The organism is Methanohalophilus euhalobius (assembly GCF_900215215.1).
Lineage (GTDB): Archaea > Halobacteriota > Methanosarcinia > Methanosarcinales > Methanosarcinaceae > Methanohalophilus > Methanohalophilus euhalobius.
Window position 1 is genome coordinate 60,121 of sequence record NZ_OBDR01000003.1, and the last position, 16,756, is coordinate 76,876.

At 40.5% G+C, this 16,756-nt stretch carries 15 protein-coding genes and 1 pseudogene; 11 read left to right on the plus strand and 5 right to left on the minus strand.

The genetic code is table 11. The features are described 5' to 3' along the window. The first annotated feature begins 307 nt into the window (after positions 1 to 307). Entirely contained in the window at positions 308 to 919 is a 612-nt protein-coding gene (locus CP947_RS04165; RefSeq protein ID WP_241645835.1) for an FKBP-type peptidyl-prolyl cis-trans isomerase, read from the plus strand. A 125-nt stretch (positions 920 to 1,044) separates the two neighbouring features. Here CP947_RS04165 and CP947_RS04170 read toward each other — a convergent pair whose 3' ends face one another. Continuing rightward, the gene (locus CP947_RS04170) at positions 1,045 to 2,208 is read right to left on the minus strand and encodes a S1C family serine protease (RefSeq protein WP_096711991.1); all 1,164 of its coding nucleotides are present in this window, start codon (positions 2,206 to 2,208) and stop codon (positions 1,045 to 1,047) included. Positions 2,209 to 2,364: 156 nt separating this feature from the next. Further along, a pseudogene (locus CP947_RS11020) lies at positions 2,365 to 2,439 on the minus strand (hypothetical protein); the annotation flags it as partial. Between the two features lie 823 nt (positions 2,440 to 3,262). On the opposite strand from CP947_RS11020, the gene CP947_RS04175 reads away from it, so the two are divergent. The 10 genes from CP947_RS04175 (at position 3,263) to comE (ending at position 10,506) form a co-directional block, all read left to right on the plus strand. Then, positions 3,263 to 4,525 (plus strand): rhodanese-like domain-containing protein, encoded by a 1,263-nt coding sequence (locus tag CP947_RS04175; protein ID WP_096711992.1) that lies wholly within the window; start codon positions 3,263 to 3,265, stop codon positions 4,523 to 4,525. Then, positions 4,522 to 5,484, plus strand: a complete 963-nt coding sequence (egtD, locus tag CP947_RS04180; protein WP_096711993.1) for an L-histidine N(alpha)-methyltransferase — start codon at positions 4,522 to 4,524, stop codon at positions 5,482 to 5,484. Before CP947_RS04175 ends, egtD begins: the two co-directional genes overlap by 4 nt. Further along, positions 5,481 to 6,662: a cysteine desulfurase gene (locus CP947_RS04185; protein WP_096711994.1), complete on the plus strand. Its 1,182-nt coding sequence runs from the start codon at positions 5,481 to 5,483 to the stop codon at positions 6,660 to 6,662. The genes egtD and CP947_RS04185 overlap by 4 nt, the downstream gene beginning before the upstream one ends. Beyond that, entirely contained in the window at positions 6,659 to 7,081 is a 423-nt protein-coding gene (locus CP947_RS04190) for a SufE family protein (RefSeq protein WP_096711995.1), read from the plus strand. The genes CP947_RS04185 and CP947_RS04190 overlap by 4 nt, the downstream gene beginning before the upstream one ends. Positions 7,082 to 7,197: 116 nt before the next feature. Then, complete coding sequence (locus CP947_RS04195) at positions 7,198 to 7,524, plus strand: winged helix-turn-helix domain-containing protein (RefSeq protein ID WP_096711996.1); 327 nt, start codon at positions 7,198 to 7,200, stop codon at positions 7,522 to 7,524. A gap of 81 nt (positions 7,525 to 7,605) precedes the next feature. Continuing rightward, the gene (locus tag CP947_RS04200) at positions 7,606 to 7,812 is read left to right on the plus strand and encodes a hypothetical protein (RefSeq protein ID WP_072360651.1); all 207 of its coding nucleotides are present in this window, start codon (positions 7,606 to 7,608) and stop codon (positions 7,810 to 7,812) included. Positions 7,813 to 7,837: 25 nt separating this feature from the next. Continuing rightward, positions 7,838 to 8,077 (plus strand): cytochrome b5 domain-containing protein, encoded by a 240-nt coding sequence (locus CP947_RS04205; RefSeq protein WP_096711997.1) that lies wholly within the window; start codon positions 7,838 to 7,840, stop codon positions 8,075 to 8,077. A 109-nt stretch (positions 8,078 to 8,186) separates the two neighbouring features. Continuing rightward, entirely contained in the window at positions 8,187 to 9,428 is a 1,242-nt protein-coding gene (locus CP947_RS04210; RefSeq protein ID WP_096711998.1) for a cysteate synthase, read from the plus strand. Between the two features lie 14 nt (positions 9,429 to 9,442). Then, on the plus strand, positions 9,443 to 9,940 hold the full coding sequence (gene comD / locus CP947_RS04215; RefSeq protein ID WP_096711999.1) for a sulfopyruvate decarboxylase subunit alpha: 498 nt from the start codon (positions 9,443 to 9,445) through the stop codon (positions 9,938 to 9,940). Beyond that, entirely contained in the window at positions 9,937 to 10,506 is a 570-nt protein-coding gene (comE, locus tag CP947_RS04220) for a sulfopyruvate decarboxylase subunit beta (RefSeq protein WP_096712000.1), read from the plus strand. The genes comD and comE overlap by 4 nt, the downstream gene beginning before the upstream one ends. Here comE and CP947_RS04225 read toward each other — a convergent pair. The 3 genes from CP947_RS04225 to CP947_RS04235 all read right to left on the minus strand — a co-directional run bounded on the left by CP947_RS04225 (position 10,469) and on the right by CP947_RS04235 (position 16,756). Next, complete coding sequence (locus CP947_RS04225) at positions 10,469 to 11,749, minus strand: methanogenesis marker 16 metalloprotein (protein WP_096712001.1); 1,281 nt, start codon at positions 11,747 to 11,749, stop codon at positions 10,469 to 10,471. The two genes, comE and CP947_RS04225, sit on opposite strands and share 38 nt — an antisense overlap. 1 nt (position 11,750) lies before the next feature. Then, the gene (locus CP947_RS04230; protein WP_096712002.1) at positions 11,751 to 13,775 is read right to left on the minus strand and encodes a cation:proton antiporter domain-containing protein; all 2,025 of its coding nucleotides are present in this window, start codon (positions 13,773 to 13,775) and stop codon (positions 11,751 to 11,753) included. 620 nt (positions 13,776 to 14,395) lie between these two features. Beyond that, positions 14,396 to 16,756 carry an oligosaccharyl transferase, archaeosortase A system-associated gene (locus CP947_RS04235; RefSeq protein WP_096712003.1) on the minus strand — a complete coding sequence of 787 codons (2,361 nt, stop codon included), beginning with the start codon at positions 16,754 to 16,756 and terminating at the stop codon, positions 14,396 to 14,398.

The following is a 16,756-nucleotide window of genomic DNA, read 5'->3' on the forward strand; positions in this document are numbered from 1 at the left end:
TTTATACAGCATCATTGAGTTACTATATGTATAACCCCATTTTGATGCCATTCATTCCATTTAAATATGATTAATACACAACTGTTTTTATAGTAAAAAAGTTCCTTGATTTTGTTTGTACTGATCTTTTATCATTGTCATGGGTTTATATGTATATAAGAATCATGGATTATTTTCTAGAAATTAGTATAATGTTTCTATATGTTATATTTCAAAAAAGTTGTAATATTTTAGAAAAATTAACTGCTCTTTTAGATTATGGCAATTACCAAAAAAAATATTAGTTTGGGATTCATTGGCGGCCATGATGATACGAAAAAATCTGCTCATAACCTTGGCATTGCTTGGAAGTATTGTCCTTTTTAGCGGTTGTGCCGAAATAAGCAATCTTTCGACAGAGAAATCTGTTGAAAAAGGCGATATTATTACAATGAATTATACTTTGATGGATGAAAATGGTAATATTATTGAAACATCCATTGAAGAAATTGCTGTAAAAAATAATATAACTCCACCGGCATCTCCACTTGAATTTAAAGTTGGCTCAGAAAAAATGCTTTCTGGTATCAATGAGGGGGTTATAGGTATGGTTGAAGGAGAGGAAAAGATCTTGAACCTTTCAGCAAAGGAAGCTTTTGGACCCTATAAGAATAATCTTGTACAGGCTGTCACGATTGACAAGTACCAAAATGTGACCGGTACAAATACAACCCCTTCAGAAGGTAAAAAACTGAAAACACAGATGGGTATCATTACAATAAAGGACGTAAATAGTACTCATGTTGTATTGGATGCCAATTCTCCACTTGCAGGTGAAAATGTAGTTTTTGATATAACAGTGGAATCCATTGAAAAAGCGAATACTACCTCTACTAGCTTTGAGAATTCTACTGGAGATGGTAATGCTTCTAAGAATTAAAAACCTACGTTATTTTGAAGGAAATTATATCTGCTACAATCAAAGTTAACAATTTCCTCTCAATTATATTTTTTAAATAAAAATATAAAATAAAAAGTAAAAACATTCTGTTTTTAAAATATAAATCAATTTGGTCTAGTTCCCAGTTTCACCTCCGTTGTCATCTTTTCTCCGTTTCTATAGTAATCAACCTCTATAGTCTCTGATGGCCTTTTTTTGTCGATATAGGTAATTATTTGATCACTTTCATACATCTTTTTATCATCGATTGCAACTATGATGTCACCATTGACAAAAGCCATTTGATCATCGATTTCTATACTTTTAGCACCTTTCAACCCGGCATCATAGGCCGGTCCATCCTCAATGACGGCAGCGATCATAACACCTCTTGCAGCTTCATCATTGAGATTCATAAAATCTGCCATTTTAGAACTTACAGGAAGCATCTGCACCCCCAGCCATGAATGTTCATATTCACCTTTTTCAATTATAGCATTCGCAACTCTTTGGACTTTATTGGAAGGGATAGCAAACCCAAGATTATCCCCGCTCTTTGCTCTATTTACACCAACTACCTGACCTGAAAGGTCAACTAAAGGGCCTCCAGAATTTCCTGGATTTAAAGGGGCATCTGTCTGTATCATGTTTGGGATTGAAAATCCATTGGAAGTAGACATTGTTCTTCCTGTGGCACTAATTATACCATGAGTTACACTACCTTCAAGTCCATGTGGTGTGCCTATAGCCATAGCTATTTGTCCGGGCTTTATTTCGGATGAATTAGCCATTGGAAGTGGGTGAGCTGTGAAATTTTTATTAGAAGGATCTTCTTTTACCTTCAAAACTGCAATATCAGAATATTTATCGGTCCCAATAATCTTGGCTTTTCTTACGATATCGTTGCTGAAATATACTTCTACTGAATCAGCATTATCCACAACATGCTGATTTGTAATTATGTGTCCTTTTTCATCGTAAACAAATCCCGATCCTCCACTTTTAAATTGATTTCCGTTTATTTCTCCCTGTACTTTTACAGAAACCACAGAGTCAATAATTTGTTGATATAATATTTTATATGTTTCACTTGAATTTTTATTGGAACTTGTTGCATATGTTACATTGTCTATACTATTTTCTCCGGCAAAATCAACAGTACTGCCTCCCTGATAAAAAAATGTCATCAAACCTACTCCAAGCACAAATCCTATCAGGAGAAATAGTACTGCTGCTAGTGGCAGCATTTTTCCTGCTTTCCCTCTGAATAAAGATATTGGCTTTCTCATAATAGTCCCCACTGAAGGCGATATTAATATTTTTTACGGCCAATTGCAGAATCCTTGTTATAATCTTCTTTTTCAATTACCAGACTTTCTTTTTGTTTTCCTGTAAATCTCTAATAAGCATATCAGTATTATGCTTGATGGTATCCATCAGTAATGTCAATACCTCATCGCCACTATCTGTATGTTCACCATACTTTTGGCAGTTAATGTCATGCCGCATTTGCTGCAGAACCCAGCAGTTGGGCCGGTGGTGGTGTCACAGAGGGGTACATTTTATAAGAATTAGTCTCTGTTTCTCATTCTCTTCATTCTCTTTCATCTCCCTTGCGATTCCAAATTCGGAGATTATGTTTAGTTTTTTGCTCACGTCCACATTTTCTGTGTAAGTTCCAGGATAAACATTGGTCGTATTGCTATAATTTGCTGCGTTTATGGCATCATGTATCGTGATGTAAGTAGTTGATCCTTGAACAGATCCAGTTGGCCATCAAGTAGGTCAAGACCATTGCAGTCAACATTGGAATATCAAAATCCCAGGGGAATGACATACAACCAATTGTGTGATCTTAAGGCCATGGGATATATCGAAGAAAAAGATGAGTATTCGATAACAGAGGCAGGAAAGATTGCTGTAATCTGATTTTTTCAGCTATTAAATCGTGAATTTGTGTAAAGTCCATTTATAGCATAGGGGATGTTTAATTACCTAAAAATTAGAAAATAAAGTTATTTATATAATTTTAGCAAAAACTCAAATTTAATATCTTTATTTTCCAGTTTATCTTAAATAGATTTCAATTAATTTTAACCATGACACCTTTTCAATATGATAAGCTAGATGCATAATTAATATAACTGATTTTTTTAAACTGAATCATATAAAGTTTATTAATTTTTAGAAGTTGTGGTTTTCTAGCCTACCTATAATTCCGCATATTATTTTGTAATTGTTAGATCATAAAATACACCTAGATGATACCAGAAAATCTTGTAAAAGACGATTTTTTCAAATTGAATCCCCATAATATATAAAGATTTAAACCAATTATACAGTATGAGGAAAATTACAACTAAACAGTTAGCAGAAGACTTGGACTACTATAAGGTAATTGATATAAGATCCATTGACGCCTATAATGGATGGAAAGAAGGGGCAGAGGCAAGAGGCGGACACATAAAGGGCGCAAAGTCACTGCCCTATAAATGGCTACACTATATTGACTGGATAGAGATAGTCAGAGTTAAAGGAATCCTGCCAGAGGATTCTCTGGTAATTTATGGGTATGACAGCCAGAGAGTAGAAGAAGTAGCAAAACAGTTTGAAAGGGCCGGATACTCCGACGTAACTGTTTTCAACGATTTTTATGAATGGGCAGAAAAAGATTTGCCCATGGAGCATCTTGAAAGATATAAGCATCTGGTTTCAGCGGATTGGCTTAACCAATTGATCACAACAAATAATGCTCCCAAATACAATAATAATAAATTCGTGATATGTCATTCTCATTACAGGAACCCTTCGGATTATGATGAAGGCCATATTCCCGGAGCAATCCCAATTGATACAAACTCCCTTGAGTCTCCAGAGACATGGAATCGCCGCTCACCTGAGGAATTAAAGAATGCACTGGAAGAGGCAGGCATAGCACATGATACAACAGTCATACTTTATGGAAAATTCTCTTCACCAAATAATGATGATCCGTTCCCTGGAAGCAGCGCAGGCCATCTCGGTGCAATGAGATGTGCTTTCATCATGCTTTATGCAGGTGTGAAAGATGTGCGCATACTCAATGGCGGTCTTCAGTCATGGCTGGATTCTGATTATGAAATAACTACAGTTCCTTCTAAAAACGAGAAAGTATCGTTTGGAGTTGACATCCCTCAAAAACCCGAAATTGCTGTTGACCTTGAAGAAGCAAAAGATATTCTTTCATCCCCTGACAAGAACCTGGTGAGTGTCAGAAGCTGGAAGGAGCATATTGGAGAAGTAAGTGGTTATAATTATATTGAAAAGAAGGGGAGGATTCCGGGAGCATTATTCGGTGATTGCGGAACAGATGCCTACCACATGGAAAACTACAGGAATCTGGACCATACCATGCGTGAATACCAGGAAGTTGCAGCTAAGTGGAAGAAGATCGGAGTCACCCCCGACAAGCGCAATGCATTCTACTGTGGAACTGGCTGGAGGGGCAGTGAAGCCTTCCTTAATGCCTGGCTCATGGGCTGGAATAAAGCAGCTGTCTATGACGGCGGATGGTTTGAATGGAGCAATAATAACCTTCCTTTTGAAACCGGGGTCCCTGAAAAATGATCATAGACGATTTTATGCCCAAAGTTGGAGAAAGTTCCATCCGCGAAGAGCTCATCAATTGCCTGAGGGGAAATCCAAAAACACTTCCTTCTATGTATTTTTACGACCATCATGGGTCTGAGTTATTTGAAACAATCACCAAACTGGACGAATATTATCCTCCAAAGGTCGAGGTCCCATTGCTCAGGTCAACTGCTCAAAAATTGAAACATGAATTGGAAAACTGCGATCTTGTAGAGCTTGGAAGCGGGGACTGTTCAAAGATTTCTGTATTTCTTGATGAAATACCAGAAGAGATTCGCCGGACTATAGTATATTACCCGGTTGATGTATGCAAACAAGCTATAGAGAAATCTGCCTGTAATCTTCAGGACAGGTATCCTGAAATGAATATCCATGGGATTACTGCCGACTTCCTTGGGCATATTGAAAAAATCCCTGCAAAAAGGAGACGGTTCTTCTGTTTCTTCGGAAGCACAATCGGTAATCTTACTGAAGAACAAGCAATGAAATTCATGACAGACCTTGGCAAAGTCATGAATAATAACGACAGGCTTCTTCTGGGAGTGGATATGGTAAAAGATATTGACATCATCGAAAAAGCCTATAATGACAGCCAGGGGATTACTGCAAAATTCAATAAGAACATACTGAATGTTGCAAATGATCACCTTATGACTAATTTCGATCCGGAGGAATTTGAGCATGTTGCATTCTTCAATAAAAAATATTCCCGAATCGAGATGCACCTGAAGGCAAAGAAAGACCTGGAAGTAACAAGCCCCTTCTTAAAAAATCAGATAGTATTCAATAAAGGCGAGACCATTCACACAGAGAACTCCCATAAATATACTGTTGACGGTATCAATAAAATGGCAAATGCTGCAGGACTTTCTGTGGAAAGCATCTTTAACGATGATAAGAAATGGTTCTCCCTTGTTGAAATGGTGAAACAATGACAGGTTTTGCAAAAGATTTCCCAATACTTGATAAAGAAGTCTATGGAAAACAATTGGTTTATCTTGATAACGCAGCAACAACCCAGAAACCAAACTCTGTGATTGATACCATATCTGATTTTTATAAGACAGATTACAGTAATATCCATAGGGGAGTGCATTACCTGAGTGAAAGGTCCAGTGAGAAGTATGAAGAAGCAAGGAAAAAGGTAAGTGACTTCATAGGTGCTCGCAACCCCGGTGAAGTGACATTTACTGCCGGGACTACCGATGCTATAAATCAGGTCGCACGTTCGCTTGAACCTTCCTTAAAGGGAAATGAAGTCCTGGTAACAGGTGTGGAACACCACTCAAATATCGTTCCCTGGCAGATGGCAGGAGCAAAACTAAGGGCAATTCAGATGGATGAGGATTGCAATTTGCTGTTGGACTCTATAGATATCACAAAGGAGACAAAATTGATTGCTATAAGTCATGTCTCAAATGTTCTTGGTTCTGTAAACGATATCAAGAAGATAACTGAAATTGCAAAGGATCATGATGTCCCGGTTCTGGTGGATGCAGCCCAGTCAATACAGCATTTGCCCCTGGATGTAAAAAATATCGGTTGTGACTTTTTGGCTGCTTCGGGTCACAAGATGTATGCAGATACCGGGGTGGGAATGCTTTATACAAGCGATCGCTTCAGTGATCTCATGCCGGCAAAAGGCGGAGGAGGTATGGTTGATAAAGTAAGTCTTGAAAAAACAACATACCAAGAGCCTCCTTTAAGATATGAAGCAGGCACACCGCACATTGCAGGAGCAATAAGTATGGGTGCAGCAATTGATTACATGCAAAAAAGAGGTCTGGATAATATAGAAAAGCATGAGAGTGACGTTTATTCTTACGCAAGAGACAGACTGCTGGAGATGGATAATGTGACTGTTTACGGAAATACTGACCGGATGTGCGGGTCAATCTCCTTTAATCTGGATCAGGTTCACCATTATGATGCAGGTCTGATAATGGATAAAATGGGAGTAGCTGTGAGAACAGGGCATCATTGTGCCCAGCCATTGATGAGATCCTTCGCAATAGAAGGCACAGTACGAGCAAGTTTTGCATTGTATAATACAAAAGAAGATGTGGACAGGCTTATTGAAGGGATTGAAAAAGTAGAGATGATGTACACGTGACAGATGCTATCCAGGATGAAATAATAAGGGAATTTGATGGCCTTGAATGGCTTGACAGGTATGACCTCCTTATCACTTCGGCCAAAGAACTTGAACCCATGGATGAAGATTCCAGGACCGACGAAAATACAATCAGCGGATGCCAATCCAGAGTTTGGATTCAAAGTTATAAGAGAGATGGCAAACTGAACTTTAATCTCGATAGTGATGCCATGATAACCAAAGGGATCATGGCCCTTTTACTCAGGGTCGTAAACAATCGGCATCCTCAGGAGATTGCAAACATTGATCTTTACTTTATTGAAAGAATCGGATTGAAATCAAATCTCTCACCCGCAAGATCGAATGGATTGGAGTCAATTATCAAGAGGATAAAAGAAATCGCTAAAAATGAGTTTGACCAGAGCACCGTTCAATAATGACAATATAATTTCATAATCCCGGTCATAGAGAATCTGCATTTACAATAAAAACCAAGAACACAGCCAACAAAAATATAAATTATTAATCATTATGAATACTAGAGGTTGAAACAATGGAAGATGACTACGATGAACTCGACGATGTAATTATGCAGAAACCATCAAAAGGTGAATCTGTCAAAAAAGAGCATGACATGTTAAATAAAGCTGCATCCCATCCATTAAGAAGGGAAATAGTCAAAACTATAGGTGCTTTTGGAATCAACACAGATGAATTATCCGCAAACATCGATGAAGAGCCTTCTGTACTGAAATACCACATCGATTTCCTGCTCAACGGGGAACTGGTCAGGATTGAAAATGATGAATACAGGCTGACAGACAAGGGCATTGAGTTACTTTCCGACTGCCAGTCCGGTAAATCAAATCCTAAATGTTAAAATTGGTTTGTAAACTTTCCAGATATAAATCTCCACAAACCTCTTTAACTTTAACACCAATTGGAGTTATGGAGGAGTTTTATGAGTTGTGCTATTTGCGGAGCAGAAGCAGACAGTGAATACTGCAAGAAATGTGAAAAAATCCTGGATGAAATTATTCACCGTGTCGGTGAAAAACGCTGGAGTGCAATGGATGATTGCAGCTACATTTACCCTATGATCAAAAGAGCTGCAAAGGGGGAGCTATCGGTCAACGATATAATTAATGCAATGGAAGTAGAAGACTAACCTCAATACAGGGGAGTGAGATTTCATGAAAGAATTTACACCGGATGGTCTGGCCAAATACAATGGGAAAGACAGGGATGAAATCTATGTTGCCTATAATGGCAAGGTCTATGATGTAACAAACAGTGAGTTATGGATGGCCGGGGATCATCAGGGCATGCATGAAGGTGGCATCGACCTTACAGAAGAAATGGAAGAGGCGCCTCATGAGGAAGACGTATTCAATGAATTCGAAATAATCGGCATATTTGTGAATAATCATTGAAAGTACATCGGGGATGTTTTACCAAAAGAATCCCTTTCTTTTTTCCTTAAAGGAAATTCCTGCTGGCTGAAAGGACAAGATATATAAGACCACCAGCAAACTCCATTATATGGACAAATACAGACTCATCTGCCCAAAATGTGGCAAAACTTATGGCAAATATGACATGCTATGCCCCCTTGATGGCTCCCTTTTAAGAACTGAATATTCAAAAAAGCAGTTCGAATCCTGTGACCTTCCCGGAATATGGAAATTCTACAATTGGTTGCCTGTGGAAGGCGTAATCAAAAAAGGTAGCAGCAAAACAAGAACCTACAAAAGTGAGAAACTTGCTGATAAACTCGGCCTTGAGAACCTTTTCATAAGCTTTAACGGTTACTGGCCTGAAAAAGAAGCCTATATGAGAACCTGCAGTTTCAAGGACCTGGAAGCATATCCCACTATGCAGAGGGTAAGCGAGCAGAAAAAAGAAAGGATACTGGTAGTTGCCTCCGCTGGCAACACTGCCCGGGCCTTTGCACATGTATCTTCTATTACCGGACTTCCTCTGCTTCTGGTAGTACCTGAAAATGCCTTGGAAAAACTCTGGATTCCTGCAAAATCCACATCTTCCATCTGTGTTGCAGTGGTAAAAGGGGATTATTATGACGCTATCTCCATTGCCGCACAAATCACCGATAGGGAAAAATTCATGCCGGAAGGCGGTGCCAGGAACGTAGCACGCCGTGATGGCATGGGAACAGTAATGCTGGATGCAACACTGACCATGAAACATCTGCCGGACCACTATTTCCAGGCAGTGGGCAGTGGAACCGGCGGGATTGCTGCCTGGGAAGCAGCTATGCGCCTGAAAAAGGACGGCAGATATGGAGATAAATTGCCACAGTTACATCTTGCCCAGAACTTCCCCTGTGCTCCATTGATACAGTTACATGAGGGGGTTGCTGTGGATCCGAAATGTCCAGAAGGAATGTACGACACCGTGTTGTTTAACCGCAAACCTCCGTATGCGGTGGGCGGGGGAGTGAGAGATGCCCTTGAAGCCACAGGAGGGGACCTTTACGGGATTACCAATGAAGAGGCCGAAGAAGCCAGGTTGCTATTTGAAGAACTTGAAGGTATCGACATTATGTACTCAGCAGCTGTGGCCACAGCTGCCCTGATAAAAGCTGTCAGGAATACAAAGGTATCAAGATCAGAACTCATAATGCTCAATATCACCGGCGGAGGAGTTAAAAGAGCTTTAAAAGAACTTGCCACAATCAGGCTTGAGCCTGATCTCGTAGTATCCCCTGAAGACAGTGAAGCGCCCGCTAAAATCATACAAAAAGCTGAAGACAAATTCGAATAAAGGAATGAGGCTACATGGACCCGTCCGAGGAAGTATTCAAGGGTATAAAGGAATCAGGTATTGATTTTGTTGTCAGCGTACCGTGTGCCAACCTCCAGAAACTCATTCCCATGGTCGACAGTGATCCGGACATAATCCACGTTCCCGCCACCCGGGAGGAGGAAGGCATAGGAATCTGCGCCGGGGCCTATATGGGAGGGAAAAAACCGGCCATAATGATGCAAAATTCCGGAATGGGAAATTCCATCAATGCCCTGGCATCTCTCAATCGCCTATACAACATCCCTTTACTGATAATTATAAGTCACAGGGGAATTGAAGGAGAGCCCATCTGCGCCCAGGTACCAATGGGTGAAAAAACACCTCACCTACTCGAAGTCCTGGATATACCTGCATACAAACCACATCTTGTACAGGCCAAAAAAACCATCGAAAAAGCCACTAAAAAAGCATTTGAAGAAGGAAAGCAAGCAGCTATCCTGTTGAGTATAGGTTTCTGGAGGGAATCATGATACGCTACGGTGCACTTGAGATTCTTGCTGAAAAAGAGGGAGATAAAGATACTCTGATCATTGCAAATATCGGATTCCCCTCAAAAGAATTATACGAAATATGTGACAGAAAGGCAAATTTCTACATGCTTGGTTCAATGGGCCTTTCTTCTTCCATCGGGCTCGGGCTGGCCCTGGCAAGACCGGACAGGAAAGTTCTCGCAATTGATGGTGATGGGTCGGTCCTGATGAATATGGGAAGCCTGGCAACAATAGCCAACCAGCATCCGGATAATTATCTCCTTGTAATCATCGATAACGGTGCATATGGCTCTACGGGCAATCAAATAACTGCGACAGCAGGATTGACAGACCTCAAAGAAGTTGCTTTGGGAGCCGGCGTACAAAATGTTGCCATGGTGTCCGATAAGTCAGACCTTAAAGAGAAACTGGATACAATGGATAGTGGTGTCCTGGTAGTAAAGACCGAACCCGGCAACAAGAAGGTGCCTGTTATCCACCTCTGTCCTGCAGATATAATTAAGCGGTTTATGGAGATATCCTCTCCACCATCCCATTCAAGATGAATGTACCGTCCTTTATACTGTCCCTTAATTTTTCAGCCATTATGAGTGCACGTTTGCGATCTGACTGGCGCACAACAATAGGGACATCCATATTTTTCCCTTCATAATCGAATTTAAGACTGCCCAGGTCTGCCCTGAAAACATCGCTACATAGAGTGGAGCAGAGACCGCAGTTAAAGCATGTGTGCCTGTTCAGTACTACTTTGTCCCCGTTGAAATAGATTGATTCCATAGGACATTTTTTCATGGGTTCACATACATCACATCCACGACATTTGCCGGGATTGAAAGCTACCTCAATATCTACATCTTTCCATGCATCTGCATAACTTGTTATTGCAACCTTTACCCTGCGATCAGCATCCATCACAGGAAGCGGGATTTCACCATCTGTTTGCCTTATAGCATCGAATACTGAATCATCAACTACAGGCACTGCAACTGCCCAGGAAACAATGCATTCCGGACCTGCAGACGTAGCAAAACCTCCCATATAATCAGCCTCCATGGAATGCATATCCGCAGTTGCTATCAGATTGGGTTTTTCCGGGCTGCTACGCGTTCCTGAACCCAGGATGAAACCTTCCGCACCATTGAGAAGAATGCGACTTCCCACGCCGATACCATGGAGCTGTGGGTCGTTCTTTACAGGGTTTATTTGCCCACACCCCGACAGGGTGGCTTCGGTGGCATCTGGTGCAAAAGTGGTTGCATGGAAAATAGTGGAAACAGTAGACGGAGAAAAATTCACAAAGGCACTGTAATTCTTAAATGCATGACGCGTTGCAAACAGCCGGGCGTATGGCATATCTTCAATGGATACTGTATCTGAATATTTCTTCCCTTCATCGGTAACTACATCGACATCCACAGGATTACCTTCCACAATATCCCGGAAAAGGTGGCCTCCTCCGTAATTTTCCCTATCATGGCTGTGTGCAGTACCAAAAACCATCAAGTCCAGGATACCCAGCCTTTCATTGGGACATGGACCCACATGGGAATCCACTCCATTTATGGTTACAGCTGATGCGCGGGTGAATTTTTCCCCGGTTTTTACCGGAAATGAGAGGACTGCATAAGTTCCACTCATTATCGCTCTGGTGGCAGCAGTCACCACATCAACATCCCCAAAACCAACATCATCCCCTGCATCAATTATATCACAAACTTCCTGAGAGGTGAGAACTGTTGCTTCTTTACGGTTAATTTTCTCAAGAATAGGCCCTACTTCCCGCTCCATATTATTCCTCAGTATCTTTTGTGTTTTTTTCACTTAGATCCGTGAAAAAGTCTCCTATTTCTTTCATATCTTCATGACTTCCCAGTAACACAAGAATATCCCCTTCCAGAATACGTATATCCCCTCCGGGATTTGTGATAATTTCCACCCCTCTCCTAATTGCCAGGACTGTAATTCCGAATCGTTGTCTGAGGGAAAGGTCTTCAAGGGTCATCCCTACCACATCAGCCCTCTGTGGCACACGGAGAGAGACTATATTCACATCCGGGATGTCAAACTGCATTTTCTCATAACTTAAGGGGTTATGCGAAATACTGCGAAACATGTCATATCCATCAGCTCTGACATCTTCTATAAATTTTTTTATCTGGTCCTCCGGAACAAGGTAACGTCTGAGCAGGCGGACAAATATTTCCACAGAAGTTTCAAATTCTTCCGGTATAACCTCATTAGCCCCCTGTTCATAGAGTGGACCCATCTCCTGTAAATAACGTGTTCGTGCAATGATATGAATGTTGGGGTTCATTTTCCTTGCAAGCCAGATTACTCTGCGGGTTGCCGTTGCATCGGAGATACCAACAATCATTATTTTTGCCGAATCAATATCAGCCTTTTCGAGTACACCTTCCTGGGTCGCATCCCCATAAAAAATATTTTCTCCTTTTGAAATACCTTCTCTTACACTTTCTGGATTGGTTTCAATAACCAGATAAGGAATACCCGCTGCCTTTGCAGCTTTTGCCACTGTTTTACCATTAAAACCAAAACCTACGATGATAAGATGGGAAGACATTTTTTCCTTTTTATCGTACATCTTTGTGACATCTTTACGGGCAAAACCGTACTTGAGCTGATGTGGTATAGGTAGTTTGAGAATATTGGCAGCCACAGAAGGAGAATAGGAAATGGAAAAGGAAGTAGCTGCCATTGTGAGAATGGAAATATCCAGAAACATTTGGTATAGGTAGTTGTCCAGGAGACCATACTCAACCCCGAAATTTGAAAGGACGAAAGAGAATTCACCCACCTGAGCAAGTGCCATACCGGTTAGAATGGAATTGCGAAGGGGATATCCCAGAACAATAGAAACAAAACCACTGACAATTCCCTTGAATAACATAACCCCAATAGTTACAAGTAATATAAGTAAGGAGTTTTCCAGAAAAAATTGTACATTAAGCAGCATTCCTATTGATACGAAAAAAATACTCAAAAAAACATCCTTAAAGGGCAGAATATTGTTCAGTGCCTGATGACTGTATTCAGATTCAGATATCACAAGGCCTGCAAGGAAAGCCCCCAATGCCAGGGACAGTCCCGCCCTGTAAGTAAGCATGGCAATAGATAGACATATGACAATCACAGACAGCAAGAACATTTCAGGATTACGGGTTTTGATAATGTGATGTAGGATATGGGGGATCAGCCATCTGGCAAAAAACATAATGAATATAATAATTGCCAGAGATTTCAGAAGAATCATAATAATTGAGTTTGCATCATTTCCACCAACCCCTGCCAAAAACGGAGTTGCCACAATCATTGCCACTACAATGACATCCTGGAACAATAATATAGAAAGGATTGTGCGACCGTGCAAGCTATGCAATTCGGCTCTTTTTTGGAGTGTCTTGAGCACAATTGCTGTACTGCTCAGAGATATCAAAAAGCCCAGGAAAAGGGATTCACTGAAACCAAAACCAAGATATGTAGCTGCAAAAAGAGTTCCAAGGGTTGTAAAAAGAACCTGAAGTCCTCCTCCAAGTATCACAGAACGCTTCATATTCCAGAGTTCTTTTAGAGATAATTCCATTCCGATGGTAAACAGCAAAAGAATAATGCCTATCTCAGCAAGGATATTGATATCATCAGGATTATTTATGAATCCCAGCCCATCAGGACCCACCAGAATACCAGTTACCAGAAACCCGACTATAATAGAAATATGAAGTTTGTTACATATATAAAGCACAAAAATAGATATTCCAAAAACAATGATAATATCATTAAGTATAGCCAATTCCATAAAAATGAATTATGAAAAGATATCTAATAAAGATATTCATTTCAGAGATTTCTAAAACTGGAAGCAAGCCCATTCTAAATACTAGAAATACAGTGGTTTTGCAGGACAAAATCCTTATGTGGCCGATGCCAAACAATCTATAGAGGATTCTGATCAACGTTCCTCTTCCAGAACTTCTATAAAATTTGTTCTTATTATCACTCTACTAGCCTGTTTCCCGGACAATTATTCTGAAATATCTGCTTATTTTTAGATAGCTTCCGCCCTCAGTCCACCACCTTTTTTCTTTTTAACATCCTCATTTGATGCAAATTGAAACAAAACGCCGTCACCATCATCGCATTAATTCACAGATTTAATGGGAGTTCCAAATTTTCAATCTGAAACAAAACACATTCATGACCTTTGTGTTTTTATGACCAAAATTACATTAGCAAAAAATCAATGTAATAAATAATAATATGTCAACAAGAATAAAGGGAAAGGCCCTTTACAGAGCCTAAATTTAGCTGTTTTATATTCCTTCTCTTCATAAATTATCCTTGAACAGGTAATGGCAGGTTTAGGGGATTTTATGCAATTATCTGGCTACAGGTCTTGGTTCAGGACGCCTGTGGGCATTATAATAAATCATTTCTCAGCCGGTTTCCTGAAATTACATCTTCTTCAGTAACCTCTACTTCTTTAATCATACTTGTGTTTGCATCTGCTGTGATACTATAGTTTTCTACTTTAGCATTGTATGGTGTGCCTGTTGTTGAATATGGGAGGGTTAACTCATACCATCCAGATTCATTTGTGGTAGCTGTATTCCAGTATTCAAAAATGCGTCCATTACTCAGGGTTACATTTGTTTTTGCATGGACTTCCCTGTCAGGTCTGGCAAACCCTTCAACTGTGGCGCCGGGTACATATTCAAAAATTTTGATGTTACTGATGTTTTCATAGTTATCGATTCTGGATCCAAGATGCATACTCTGAGAAGTACTGTTGGATTCATATATCAGCCGGAGATTGCTAATTTGTGCGGTGTCTGAAATATGTAATTTTGCCAGGTTCGTATCCATGAATTGCTCACTCATGTAAAATCTTTCGAATTCATTATTAGTAAAAGAATTACCTGTTGCAATATTCATTATATGTGTGAACTTTTCTGCAACCATTGAAGTGTCAGTGATTACATATCTTACATTTCTTTTCTTCAATATTGATACGCATTCCGATTCATTTGAACTTGCAAAAAATCTGGCTGAATCTTTCAGTCCTGTCTGGAAATTATTGGCAACAGGCGGTCTTTCTGCCATATAGAGAATCCAGTTCCCATAGTCCCACCAGCTTAAGACCCCGTATTCAGGTTTTTCTACAGGGTCCAGATAATATGATGTTTTTGGGCTGTTGGATTCCAGCCAGTCAAGGGATTCCTCCCAGTCAGATGGTGGAACCCCGGGGTTTGTCAGGATACTGATAGTAGGTCCAAAGAATAGCAAGCCTACAACTAAAATAAATATTATTGAAATGCATGTGCCATACCCAATTTGCCAGAAAGAAATATTAGATGATGTGTTTTTTGACCGTTTTTTCTTTTTCTTTTTGTCCTTGTCTGAGTCATCCTTAAAAAGATCAAAGACTGCAATTATAAAGTATCCTGTTAATATTGCGATGTTTATGGAGAGCAGATATGTAAACCTTGTCTGGGATAATGCAAGTATTGTTACAATAAAGGACCAGATTATGAAGAATACCATTTCCGGGGGATATTTATCTTTGATTGCATTTCTGAGGATAAGGCTAAAACCAATTACTGCAGTTATGCTGAATATGACGAAGGTATGCCAGAGAGGGGTTAATGTAAAACCATCGTCATAGATGAGCGGCTGTGCTTCGGTGATCATTCCGAGGACTTCTCCCCATCCTAAAAGATAGAGAAGGCCTGAAGTCAGGCTTTGATATAACTCCGGTGAGATGAATGAAAGAGCCGCTGTTCCGGTACCGGCCACCATTATGACAACCACAGGATAGTACCACCATTTCAGACCCTTTGAGCCGATAATCCAGGAGATTGCTCCAAGTACAATTATGGATGCCAATAGGACCGCCACATACAGTACGTGGAACCAGGAAAGGAACATTCCGCTGAATTCGTAACCCGGGCGGATCAGGGTGGAGATGAAAGGTGTGATAACAATAAGGGTCACCAGGTAGGTGGTGAGTGTATTGATCACAAGATATTCGGAGGATACCTTCTGCCGTAGATCTAGCATGAACTGGACCAGCGCATACAGTACAATCAGGCCGATAAATATGGGCGATCCCAGCCATGTGAATACAGAAAGAGCCAGGACGATGCCTGCGGCCCCTGCAAAAACCAGTGGTTTTGCAATTGACCTCTGTGAACCTATTTTTTTGATGCTGGAGAATGAAAGATTTGCATCCTTTCCGTACTTCAGGGAGAGCATGAAAAGGGCATATGCGGTTGTAGAGAGCAGGATTTCGGCCACGTGATGATCGGTAGCCCCAACTCTTGAGACTGCCAGGTGCGCCGGTATAAGGGAAATTACAGCCGCACTTAAGAGGGCTGTCCTTTTATCAAAGAGGCTGGAGGCAATAATATAGATGGGTATGATGGTCAATGCTCCCAGCAGGGCGGGAAAAATAGCACCTGCGACCTCGATAGTATGGATGTCCGGGTTCCCGAAACCAAGTACCATAGCAAACAACGCAGCTGCCTGATCATAAAGGGGAGGCCAGCCTATATCAAAACCATATGGGTAATTAAGATATGAATCAAAGGTTAAAGTAGAGGGAAAGTTCAGAGTAGTGTATATAATTCGTCTCATGTGGTAAAAAGGATCCATCCCGGTAAAGGTTACCTTTCCATCTGCAAAAACTGTCAACGAGGAAATTGCTCTGATGGCAAAGGATGCCAGTACCAGAAATAAAAGTGTTAGTTTGCTGTGTATAATTTGGTTGCGATCGATCAT